At 51.9% G+C, this 12,386-nt stretch carries 8 protein-coding genes; 5 read left to right on the top strand and 3 right to left on the bottom strand.

Annotated features, from left to right (window positions below):
• Nucleotides 1-78: 78 nt before the first annotated feature.
• Together EJL04_RS13640 and EJL04_RS13635 are read left to right on the top strand one after the other, a co-directional pair.
• Nucleotides 79-669: a hypothetical protein gene (locus EJL04_RS13640; RefSeq protein WP_021855974.1), complete on the top strand. Its 591-nt coding sequence runs from the start codon at nt 79-81 to the stop codon at nt 667-669.
• A gap of 5 nt (nt 670-674) precedes the next feature.
• On the top strand, nt 675-1,532 hold the full coding sequence (locus EJL04_RS13635; protein ID WP_241210018.1) for an agmatine deiminase family protein: 858 nt from the start codon (nt 675-677) through the stop codon (nt 1,530-1,532).
• Between the two features lie 190 nt (nt 1,533-1,722).
• Here the strand turns inward: EJL04_RS13635 and EJL04_RS13630 are convergent, their stop codons facing one another.
• Entirely contained in the window at nt 1,723-5,403 is a 3,681-nt protein-coding gene (locus EJL04_RS13630; RefSeq protein WP_125105402.1) for a pectinesterase family protein, read from the bottom strand.
• Between the two features lie 293 nt (nt 5,404-5,696).
• Nucleotides 5,697-6,644 carry a hypothetical protein gene (locus EJL04_RS13625; RefSeq protein WP_125105401.1) on the bottom strand — a complete coding sequence of 316 codons (948 nt, stop codon included), beginning with the start codon at nt 6,642-6,644 and terminating at the stop codon, nt 5,697-5,699.
• Between the two features lie 223 nt (nt 6,645-6,867).
• Between EJL04_RS13625 and EJL04_RS13620 the strand changes: the two genes are divergently transcribed.
• The 3 genes from EJL04_RS13620 (at nt 6,868) to phnW (ending at nt 10,223) form a co-directional block, all read left to right on the top strand.
• Complete coding sequence (locus EJL04_RS13620) at nt 6,868-8,214, top strand: DUF5690 family protein (protein ID WP_241210017.1); 1,347 nt, start codon at nt 6,868-6,870, stop codon at nt 8,212-8,214.
• Nucleotides 8,215-8,262: 48 nt separating this feature from the next.
• A complete protein-coding gene (gene phnX / locus EJL04_RS13615) occupies nt 8,263-9,054 on the top strand; it encodes a phosphonoacetaldehyde hydrolase (RefSeq protein ID WP_021855969.1) in 792 nt (263 codons plus the stop codon).
• Between the two features lie 80 nt (nt 9,055-9,134).
• Nucleotides 9,135-10,223 (top strand): 2-aminoethylphosphonate--pyruvate transaminase, encoded by a 1,089-nt coding sequence (gene phnW, locus EJL04_RS13610; protein ID WP_021855968.1) that lies wholly within the window; start codon nt 9,135-9,137, stop codon nt 10,221-10,223.
• 321 nt (nt 10,224-10,544) lie between these two features.
• Here the strand turns inward: phnW and EJL04_RS13605 are convergent, their stop codons facing one another.
• Entirely contained in the window at nt 10,545-12,278 is a 1,734-nt protein-coding gene (locus tag EJL04_RS13605) for a helix-turn-helix domain-containing protein (RefSeq protein ID WP_164511785.1), read from the bottom strand.
• Nucleotides 12,279-12,386 lie beyond the last annotated feature (108 nt).

Here is a 12,386-nt window from a genome sequence, read left to right as displayed (position 1 = left end):
ATCATATTTCCTTACTTTTGTTTCCTGCTTAAGAATGGAAACAGAAGAGAATAATATACTTATTTAAAAAGAATTAATATGAAAACACCACAAAAATTAAAAGAAGTTCTAGAACAGTTCACGCCAGTATACACTATAGATGGACTTACAAGGCAGTTTGAAGACATTGCCCAAGTCGTTTTTAATGGGCATTTTGTTGTCAATGGTGAATATGAAATTTACCCGATAGATATTGAATTTTATTTCCATGATGAAGAAAATGGCATTATTGTTGAACCGCAGATGTATCATAAAGGAGATCTTCCGTATTTTCCTGTAGGATCTATTTATCCTCATAGTTCGGGTGTTGACATGACGTTTGAGCGTGAAGGAAAATACCGTGCTTCATTTTTGATGAGAGGATATACGTATAAATCTGTTTCCGGCGAGAAAGAGGAATATACAAATAAAACCAATAATAAGAAAAGTCCATTCAGATCCCAGTATTTGTGGGAAGATTTGTTGGGCAATGCGTCAGTCTTCGGCAGGGGGTTGAATATTGTATGGGTAGACAACGCTGAGTTTAAAAAAGTAAATATTGCATCTTCTGCGAGGGTTAATGTTAACAAAATAAGTGGTGAGAATGGAGACCGTATGTGGCATTTTACTAACCTTGATATGATAAAATAATGCAAGTGGCTTTACAACAGCAGGATTATGTGCTATTTTCTGAGGAATTAAAAAAATATTATCCACAAATATATAATGAGTTGTCGGAAATATTGTCACATCATAATGTCAGGCATGGAGTGTTAAAAGGGACAGCCGACTATTGGTGCAGGGATTATATGCCGATACAGGTAGATTATGATAGATTTGTTCAGTTTCGTTATCATCCGGATTATTTGAAGGGATATCGTGATTATGAGACGCCGACAGAAGTTTCTCTTGAATTGGCTAAGAAACTTACTTCCGCTTCAATAGAAACATCCCCAATTATTGCAGATGGTGGCAATTTTACTTTTGCAAGTATCAAGAGGGGACGAGGGTATACTCCTGTTGTTGTGATGACTGAAAAGGTGTTTTTTGAAAACTCCGAAGTGGCAGGGGAAAATCTTGTTTATCAGTTGGAAAAGTTGTTTCCAAAGCATAAGTTATTGTTTCTTCCGTGGGATAGAGGTGATGCATGCGGACATACAGACGGAATTCTACATGCCGTAGGACCAAATAAATTGCTGGTGAACCTTAAAGTTTATCCGGATAAGATAGCTGCAAGGATGCGTGAGATTCTGGAGTCATGTTTTAAGGTTATAGAACTGGAATTAAGTGATTATCATGAATATAGTTGGGCGTATATTAACATGATTCATACTAAAGACGTTATAATTGTTCCCGGTCTGGGGCGGGCTACTGATGCAGAAGCCCTTAATCATATAAAGAAATTATTTCCTCAGTATGACGGTAGGATTTATCAAGTGCAGGTTTCTTCCATTGTCAAAAAATATGGAGGGGCATTGAATTGTCTTTCTTGGTCTTTTTATAAATATTTATGATGAATAGTTCTGCCGGCTATTGTTGCAGTTCATGCTTTTATTCTTTTTGACAAAAGCGTCAAGATACAGAAAAGGCGGAAACCTTCAGCCGGATATTGTTTACAAGCCGGCTCGGGTTTCCACCTTTTTCTGCGCTTATGAATGTTGTTTTTACTTTGTCTTTATTGCTTTCAGGCAGGCGCGCCACGCCTTATTTAGCCTGTTTGCCGTATGATGTGGCGGTGCTGCTGAATTTGCAGCTCAGCTTTTCGCCCATCAGACTGTTCAGATAAACCTCAAGGGCGGTGTAGCCGTCGGGGTTTGTCAGGTTGCGGTCGTCGGCATTGTCAGGGTTCAGACCGTGTTTCTTCTCCCATTTGTCCGGCATTCCGTCGCCGTCGGTGTCAGCCGGTGCTGCCTCCTGCTTGTGGCTTAGTCCGAAGCCTTCGGCATCGTTCACAGAGTCGATAATGCCGCGCTTGCCTGTCTTCGAGCCGCTGAACTTCGGGTTGCCGCTCTTCACGTCGTTTATCACGCGCTTTTCCGTGGCGTCGCGGTTTATCGTTCCCGCCTTCTTCAGCACCGTCTTATATGCCTCGCCGGCCGTCTGTATGTCGGTCAGCATGTAGCGCGACGGGCGGTATTTGCCTATGGCGCCTTCAGTCTCGTCGAGCTTATAGTAAGGCATTTCGGGCACGATGCGCTCATTCACCCTTATCTGGTCTGTTGTATATTTCTCGGCGCTCATGGCCTGCCAGTTGTCGGCTGTGGCAGCGTCGTTGCCCTCCATGACGTTTCCGCTTACATACCAGCGTGCCGGGCCCCACGACGTGGCACCCTTGCGGGCGTGGCTTGCCATGACAAACACCGAGTTGGCAGGCGACTCAGGGCCGGGTTTGTAGTAGTTGTTCATGAAGTTGCACTCATGAGCCGAGTTGCGGCCGTTATATTCTGTTATGTCGGCCGAGTTCTCGCCGCCGTAGCACGAGTTCCAGCGTCCCCAGTTGAAGTTCACGTTGTTCACATATTCCATAAACACCACATAGTCTTCGCCCCTGGCGCCGTTGAAGCGCGGACTGCGCGAGTCGTTGCCTGCCAGCAGGTTGTGGTGGTAAGTGGCAGGCGAGCCGCCCCACTGCGAGCCGTATCCGCGCTTGCCCTTCTTGTGGCCGGCGTCGTTGAGGCCCTCGTGCACTATGCAGTACTGAACGGTGAGATAGTGGCTGTCGGCCGTGTTCATGTTTTCCTCCATCGACCATCCGAACACGCAGTGGTCGAATATAAAGTTGGTGCAGTTCTCCGTTCCGCAGGCCTGGTCCTGCTTGCCGTCGCCGGCGCGGAAGCGTATGTTGCGCACGATGAAGTTTTCCGAACTGCCGAAGTTCACCTTGTCGCCCACGATGCTTATTCCGTCGCCCGGAGCCGTCTGTCCTGCCAGCGTCCAGTTGGCACGCTTCACGCGCAGGTTGCTGTTGAGGCGTATCTCGCCGTTCACCGCAAACACGATGGTGAGCGGCTCGCCCGGATACTGGCTGAAGGCCCATCGCAGCGTGCCTTCGTCCTCGGTGTCGGCCAGCGACGTAACCGTAACCACCTGTCCGCCGCGTCCGCCAGTGGCATATTTGCCGAAGCCTTCGGCCGTGGGGAAGGCCACGGGCGTTACACGCATGGCAACAGCCTCTGACGTTGCACCCTGGCGCGAAACGGTCTTAACGCTGTATTCGTCTGCATTGCCGTCTGATATGGTGTATTCAGGCTCGGCCACAAAAGCCTCGAAGCGCCCGTTGCGGTATATCAGGTAGCCGGCAGCCAGTCGGTCGCTGTTCCACTCGAACGTGTTGCCGCTGCGCGTGAATACCGACGGGGCAGGGGCACCCTGAAGTATGACGTTGAAGTCGAAGGGCACGTCAGACGCCTTCTTGAACAGGAAGTCTGCGTTTATGTATGCCTCCACCTCGTCCTTGGTGGCCTGGCGGCCGAAGCTTACGCGCCGGCTTGTGTCAGCAGGCTGCCCGTTTTCGTCGGTGCTGTTATATTCAAGATATGATGCCGTGTTGCCTCGTCCGCCCCAGTCGAGCCATCCTGCCTTGTTTATGTGGCTGCCCAGCGTGCAGTTTATGAACATCGTGCCGCAGTTCTCCTTCCACGGGCGTCCCAGATAGTAGGCGCCGTCGGCCACGCCCTGCTCGGCGGTTAGTCGGCAGCGGTTGAAGAACAGACCCGCATACAGGCGGCTTTGGCTCAGTTTTGGATACATGGCACGTGTGAGCGGCAGCTCAGATGTGGCGGCAGCCGTGATGTATCCCTTGCCCCTGACGCAGCGTATCTCGCAGTTGTCAAACCACTCGAGGCCCGCGTCATAAATAAAGTCGGTGGCACCCTCTATGGTGCAGCGGCTGAAGTATCCGCGCGCTCCGCCGTTGGCCTTGTATGTGTCCTGATATCCGCTCAGTGTGCAGTTGCTGAACACGTGTGCGTCTCCGGCCGTAAACAGTGCCTCGGCCTGTCCCACGTTGCCGCTGGTGTTGCGTATGGTGATGTTCTCGGCATAGAAGCGGTCGGCGTAGACATTGAGCGCGGCGCAGTCGTAGTAGCGCTTGCCCTTGCTCTTCGGTCCGCGGTCAACAGATGATGTCAGTATCGTGGTGTTGCGGTCTTCGCCTATTATGCTTATAAACTTGTTCTTGTCGTTGCGTCTGCCGGCATACACGTTCTCGTCGTATACGCCCGGACGAACGTATATTATGCCGCGTGCCCCGTTGCTGACGGCGTCGATGGCCTGCTGTATGCTTGTGTACTGCGCGCTGCCGTCCTGCGCCACCAACTTCAGTTCTACGGGTGCCTTTGCGTCGGGCGCGCTTATGTGCGGCTCCTTATGTCCCCTTATGGCTGTCAGCTCGCCCACGCTGCCCACGGGGTTCTGCCTTGCATAGAGAGCCTGTTCGGCCGTAATCTTCTTTCCGTATATCATTATCTTGTGCACACGGGCCGGCTGCTGGCGTGCCAGCGGGTCGGTCTCAGCCTGAAATACGGCCTTGCCGTCGGCTGTAAGCTGCACGGGATTGTCCTGGTCTTCGCCGTCCCACACGCGCCAGCGCAGCGACACGTCGCTGGCGTTAATCACGTTCTCCATCATGTAGCCCTGGTCGCTGAAGGCCGAGTAGCCGTAGGCGGCCATGCCCGAGCCCATCCATACCAGCGGCTTCCACTGACCGTTGCCAATCTTTATGTCGCACTTTATGCCGCGGCCCCATGATGTAGACGACCACGACCACTGCACGCGCTCAACGTATGGTATGTGGTCTATCTCCACCCAGCCGTGCTGCGACTCGCCCTTTGTAGCGTTGTCATGTCCTGCCGTGGCCGGAGCGCTGCACATCTGCACGAATCCTGCCTCGCCGTAGACGATGTTTCCGTCCTTGTCGCGCTTTATGTTGTCCTCCAGATAGGCCGTGTGCCCCTTTGCCGTCCAGTCGTTGGCATAGCGGTTGCCCTTGCCTGTGGCGCTCTGTCCGAGGTAATACTGCCGGCTGAAGGCCGCCGTTGCACCCGCAAAGCCGTTGTAGCTCTTTTTGTTGGCAAAGGTGCAGTTGTGGAACATCACGGGATATGTAACCTCGCTGCCGCCGTTGGCAGGCACGTCTATTATCGTGTTGACATATCCGCCGTCGGCCAGTTCCGGACTGTCGGCTCCGGTCTTGCCGCCCCATGTCTGTCCGGGCCACATGGCATCGCTGAAGTTTATGTCGATAATCTTCTGATAATCCTTCGGCGTGCTCCATGCCGCAACCACGGCTGGCGGGTCTACGCCGTCGTTAATAGCCTTTCCGCCGGCACATACGGTCTGTGCGACGGCTACTGATACAATTGTAAGTTTCAGGGAAAAGTTCATAGTAACAATATTGCTTTTACGTTATTTCCGTTTTTATACCCCTTAAATCAGGGCGTTGATATAAAAACGCATTTGTGCCCTTTTTGTTACTATGGTTTAGTGTTAAAAGTTCATATACGTTGCCTCATGCCTTGTTTTCAGCGGTTTCTGCCGTGTTGCCGTAATCATTCCGCCCTGTAGCCGTGAGGCTCTATGCTGCTACATGTCGGGCAGTCTGTTGCCGTCTGTGCTGCCGCCGTAAGACGATGTCATGCGCAAAGTGCATTCATACCATGTTTTAAGCCATACGGCTGTCAGCCTTCATCATGCCTGCTGCCGTCATGCAGCTGCATGGGTTTTCTTTCTGTGGCGGTGTTCATTGCCAGAATGCGCTTCTCCGTTATCAGGTCGTCCTCGTGCATGGTGGGCGAGGGAATGTTGCACATACGCACCACATCCTCCTGTCCGCACGTATATTCATAATATTTGCGCTCCTGCTCGCTCAGTTCCTCGCGTGTTTTGAGACATCCCTTTAGCTTCGCGAAGTCTTCGCGCGAGGTGCTGTCTGACAGCTTCACGAAGAGAATGCGCCTTGCAATGGGATTGTAGTTGTAGTCGAAGCAAGTGTAGACGCCCCTCAGAAACGGCGGTCTGTCGTACATCGGAATCTTCAGGCAGATGTTGAACAGGGCAAGCTGAGGCTCCTTGTTCTCGTTGAACATCAGGTAGATGTGGTTTATGCCGTTCATCATCGCAATACCCCAGTGTGTAGTTCCGTAGGCGTTGTTGTGTCCAACGAGCACGTAGTTGCCGTTGGCCGCCGGCGTTATGATATAAGGTTCGAGCTTCATTGCGAGCGAGCCTGACGACACGCTGTAGCTCATGTATATGCCGCTGTAGTTGGCTATCTGTCCGGCAGTGCGCTTCATGTTGCGCTCAAGTTCGGATATGAAGGGATTGGCGGTCTCGCTTTCAGGCACAACAGGTATTATGTCGTCAGAGAAGAGTACCTTCTTCATGGCCGGAATAGAGCCCAGCAGCTTCTTCTTTGAAACATTGTTGACCCATATCAGGGCGTTGTCGAGCGCAGCCTCATGGCTCTCGCCCTTCTCTATGTTCTTGAAGAAGGCCGGCAGCACGGTGGTGTAAAGGGCCGAAAGCACGCTCGGCGCAAAGTCGATGCATCCTGCTATGTCCTTCATTTTCATGCCTTTCTGTCTCAGATAGGTTATGCGGTCGTATATCTCTCTAAGCTCTTTCATAATTTCACTGAATGGTAATTGCACTGCAAAGATAGGCCTTTTCGTATTAAAACATATTACATCCGTGTTACATTCGGGTTTCTTTCCGGCAACAGAAAAATTATTATCCGGTTACAATCATTTTACTGAATTGTTACGGCCTATTATTCATGATTTATTCATTTTTGCGCTGCCTGCACGATGCTAATTTTGCACCCGAAACCGAATGACTGCAAATATTGAAATGGAAAAGATTCTAAACATAATACAGCGCCTGAGAGGCAACGGCAAGGCAATGCCCGACTGGCTTTTCGTATTCTGGGCAGGAGGCACGGCCCTGCTTTCATATTCGCTCGTGTATGCCCTGCGCAAGCCGTTCACGGCAGCCGAGTTCGACGGCATGCAGATAGCCGGCATGGACTACAAGATTGTGGTCAGCATGATTCAGCTCATAGGCTATGTGTGCGCCAAGATGCTCGGCATAAAGTTTATATCAGAGCTTAAGCCGCAGAACCGCCTGAAGTTTATCGTCGGTTCGGCAGCCCTGTCGGAGGTGTCGCTGCTGACGTTTGCCCTCGTGCCTGCGCCGCTCAACATCTTCGCACTCTTCTTCAACGGCCTGTCGCTGGGCTGTATGTGGGGCGTGATATTCAGTTTTCTTGAAGGACGCCGCACCACCGACATACTGGCAAGCATCATGGGAGTGAGCATGGCCCTGAGCTCGGGCGTGGCAAAGTCGCTCGGACTCTATGCGCTCCACACGCTCCACGTCAGCGAGTTCTGGATGCCGGCCCTGATAGGGGCAGTGGCCTTCCCGCTGTTATGCCTCGCAGGATGGGTGATGACCAAGCTGCCGCACCCCACGGCTGCCGACATAGCGTCGCGTTCGGAGCGCGTGACTCTCAACGCCAGAGAGCGCATGCAGCTGTTCCGCAGGTTTATGCCCGTGCTGCTTATGCTCTTCATAGCCAACCTTCTGCTCACAGTGCAGCGCGACATAAAGGAAGACTTCATTGTCTGCATCATCGACGTTCACAGCGTTTCGTCGTGGGCCTTCGCCTATATCGACGGCATTGCCACGCTCGTCCTGCTGGGAGTGTTCGCCGTGATGTCAACAGTGAAGAGCCATCTGAAGACACTCTGCATCCTGCTGGGCGTGTCTGCCGCCGGAATGGCAGCCCTGGCGTTTGTCGGAGCAAGGCATGCTGCGCTGTCGATGCCCGCCACGGCATGGCTGTTCATGCAGACCTTCTGCATCGACATAGCATATCTGAGCTTCCAGACAATATTCTTCGAGCGCTTCATTGCATGCTTCAAGATTCGCGGCAACGTGGGATTCTTCATTATAACCATCGACTTCATCGGCTATGTGGGCACGCTCGCCCTGCTGATGTTCAAGGAGCTTGGAGCGTCGAATGTCGACTGGGCCGTGTTCTACAACCAGATGAGCATATTTATCGGAGTTGCGTGCTGCGTGATGTTTATCGGAGCATTGGTGTATATGTTGCAGGCAGAAAGGCCGAAGCGCAGCACCGACGAGGCCGGAGCCGGCGACGCACAACTCTACGGCACGGTGAGCATGGCTAAATAAGAGCAAACGGAATAATACAAACAAAGAACATTAAACAGTAATAAGAATATGAACAAGATTGAATGTGTGATTATGGACTGGGCCGGAACGGCCGTTGACTACGGATGCTTCGCTCCGGTGGCAGCCTTCGTTGAGTGTTTCAAGAACATGGGACTTACCGTTACGGCGGAAGAAACCCGCGCCCACATGGGTCTGACAAAGATAGAGGAGATACGCGCTCTGTTCGCCATAGACCATGTTAGGGAAGAGTTTGCCGAAAAATACGGACGCGACTACAACGAGGACGACGTGCAGGCATGCTACAAGGGCTTTCAGGACAAGCTGATGGCTACGCTCGCCGACTATTCGGAGCCTATCGACGGAGTGGTTGAAACGGTGGCTGCGCTAAAGGCACAGGGCATAAAGCTGGGATCGACCACGGGCTACACCAAGACCATGATGGACATTGTGATAAAGGCTGCGGCAGAGAAAGGCTATACCGTTGACAACTGTGTTACGTCTGACAACATGCCCGGCGGACGTCCGAAGCCATACATGATATACAAGAACATGTGCGACCTGGATGTGGCATCGCGCCATTCGGTTGTGAAATTCGGCGACACCATTGCCGACATCAAGGAGGGAGCTAACGCCGGAGTGTGGAGCGTGGGCGTGATACTGGGCAGCAACGAGCTGGCTCTGACGCGCGACGAGGTGGCTGCCATGCCTGCCGACGAACTGAAAAGACGCATGGCCTGCGTGCGCAACCGCATGTATGCAGCAGGCGCCGACTTTGTGGTGGACGACATAACTGAGCTGCCCGGACTGATAGACAGCATTAACGCACGAATGAACAGATAAGCAGACACAAGCATGACGGCCGCCGCACGGCGGCCGGAACTTGAAGAGCATAGATAATAACGATAAAAAACAGTAACGACATGAGACCATACTTATTACTTACACCCGGACCACTGACAACCACAGACACCGTTAAGGAAGCCATGATGAGCGACTGGTGCACATGGGACGAAGACTATAATATAGGCATTGTTGAGGTTATACGCAAAGAGCTTGTGGAGCTGGCGTCGAGCCGCCCCGAAGAATATACGGCAGTGCTGATGCAGGGCAGCGGCAGCTTCTGTGTTGAGGCTACGCTCGGCTCGGTGATAAAGGCCGACGACCATCTGCTCGTGGCTGCCAACGGAGCCTACGGAAAGCGTATGGGCGTGATAGCTGACTATTATCATCTGAACTGCCACGTGATGCGCTTTGAGGAGACTCAGCCCGTTGACCCGAAGCAGATAGACGAATATCTGACCTGTCATCCCGAGACGACACACGTGTCGGTGGTTCACTGCGAGACCACTACCGGAGTGCTCAATCCGCTGGCCGACATTGCAGCCGTTGTAAAGAAGCACGGCAAGACGCTGATAGTGGACGCGATGAGCAGCTTTGGCGGAGTGCCCGTAGACATGGCGGCGCTGGGCATCGACTTCATGATAAGCAGTGCCAACAAGTGCATACAGGGCGTGCCGGGCTTCGGCTTCATCATTGCGCGCCGCTCGCTGCTCGAAGGATGCAAGGGCGTTGCACGCTCGCTGTCGCTCGACCTGTATGACCAGTGGCAGACTATGGAGAGCGGACATGGCAAGTGGCGCTTCACATCTCCCACTCACGTGGTGCGCGCCTTCATGCAGGCACTGAAGGAACTGAAGGCCGAAGGCGGTGTGGAGGCACGCCATGCACGTTACGCCGAGAACCACCGCACGCTGGTGGAGGGCATGCGCAGCCTCGGCTACAAGACGCTGCTGCCCGACGAGGAGCAGTCGCCCGTGATAACGTCGTTCTATTATCCGTCGGCCGACTTCAACTTCAAGGACTTCTACACAAAGCTCAAGGCCAAGGGCTTCGTGATATATCCGGGCAAGATTTCGCAGGCCGACACGTTCCGCATAGGCAACATAGGCGACGTGCATCCTGCCGACTTCAAGCGCCTGATAGAGGCCATAAGAGAGATTAGTCTGTAAGATTAAGCATCAGTAAAGTAGAATATCGATAATTTTCAGCCCGGGCTGGTCGTGAGACTGGCTCGGGCTTGCTTGTTATGCCGCCTGCATAAGCTAAGACAGACCACTGGCATGCGCATGGCCTTACGCTGTAATAAGATTCTTGTTTTCAGCCGTCTGGTCGTTTCCCGGCATAGTCCTGCCGGCTGTATTTTATCGAACTGCATGCCATGCATGCTGAAAATACGACTGCAAAAAGCCCCATACGGCAACGGCGATGAGCCCAGATGCTTACGGCATACAGGGCGTTTATGCCCCTTGACGGCGCAGGCGTAAGGCTGGCTACTCTTTAGAATTGTTGTCGAGGGCTATCTTCTGATAAATAGAAGGCGTGATGCCCGTAATCTTCTTGAATGCATTGACAAATGCGGTGTACGACTTGAAGCCCACGCTTTCGGCTATAGCCTTCATCGTGAAGTTGCCGTAGTTGACCCTGTCGGTGAGCCGCTTGCAGGCAAGGTGTATTCTGTAAGGCGTCACGTAGTCGTTGAATGTCTTCTGGAACGAGTCGTTAATAACCTGCGACACATACGACCTGTTAGACCCCACAAGGTCGGCAAGCCTGCTGAGAGAGAAGTTGCAGTCGCAAAACTCCGTGGTGTTCTCCATCACGTTGCCTATGGCGTCGGCTATGGTCTGCATCTGTCCGTCGGTCAGGTTGCTCGTCTGATATTTCATTCCCTCCTCGGCAGTGCTCTCTTCCGTGTCCTTCGCGTTGCCGAGTTCCTGCCTCAGGCTGTCTATTATGTCGTTTTTCTCGCTTATTTCTGTACGGCATTTGCGCAGTCGGCTCGTCAGCAGCTCCTGCGTCTCTATGAAGTCGTGGTTGATTTTATACAGGTTGATATAGCCCTTGTGTATTCTCTTCTTCTGCTTCCATACGATGAAGAGAAACAATATTGTGGTGAGCGCCACAACAGCCACGGCACACATTATTACCCATTGCATCCTGATGGTCTGCATCCTCTCGTGCTGGCTTGTGCGCAGGTCTTCTATCTCCTTTGTCGTCTTGTATATCTCGTAGTTGAGCAGCGAGTTTTTTACCATGTCGAACTTTCTCATGTCATAAATCGAGTCCATGATGTCGAGATAGCGCGACTTGTAGAGATTAGACATGGCTATGTCGCCCTTCTCCTGAAAGAAGTCAGAAAGGCTCTTGGTCGTAGAGTTAAACGTATGTTGGAGGTTGTATTTCTGTGCCGTCCGGTCGCACAGATACATGTATTTAAGCGTAGAGTCTTTTACCCCCAGCTGTTGGTATGCGCTGTAAATCTCCTGATAGGCAAAGCAGCGGAACCTCGGCTCCAGCTTCTCCTTTGCGGCATATCCGGCGAGCCATTTCAGCCTTGATATGGCAGGCTTGATGTTGCCCTCGCTTATCTGTATCAGGCTTAGCGTGTAGAGACTCATGAACGTGTCGGTCTTGTTGTTCTTGTCTCTCGTGCTTTCAGACAGCTGATAATACTTCTTGGCCTTCGGGATGTCCTTGATGTAATAGCTGTACATGCCGGTCAGGTTAACGAGTACGCTGTGCTGCATCTTCCTGTCGGGATACTTCTTGCTCAGGTCATACGCCTTGAGATAGTAGCGTATGCCCTTCTCGTAGTCGAGAAAGATGCAGTAGATGTTGCCTATGTAGTTATACAGACTTGCCGCATACGTGGGTTTGGAGCACGCCTCGCTGATCTTTACGCCGTTGATAAACTCGTCGAGGGCGTTTATGTAGTTGCCTTTGTCATAGTATAGCGTGCCGGCCTTCTTCCTTGCCAGCGCGCACATGTCCTTTTCCTTGTCGGCAGCATTGGGGTCAAACCTGTTATATACTATGGCATACAGCACGAGGGCTTCGCCGTCTTTGCCCTTTGCCGCATATCTGTCAGCAATATTCATTATGTTAGCCGTCGGTTTGACCGAAACCTTCTTCACGAGCTTAGTATATTTCGTGTCACCGGAACCAAATGCCGCGCATGTGGTGAGCAGCGCGCAGATAATAATGAATATCTTGTATTTTTTCATAGTAGCGACTCTGTTTGCCGGTTTGTATCTAAACCAAATAACGCACAAAAGTAATAAATTTAATTTTAAATGTGGCATAATATTTTGAAAAAGACATATTGACGTTGC

It is taken from the genome of Prevotella marseillensis (assembly GCF_900625065.1).
GTDB lineage: Bacteria > Bacteroidota > Bacteroidia > Bacteroidales > Bacteroidaceae > Prevotella > Prevotella rara.
This window is presented reverse-complemented; position numbering and strand designations above follow the sequence as displayed.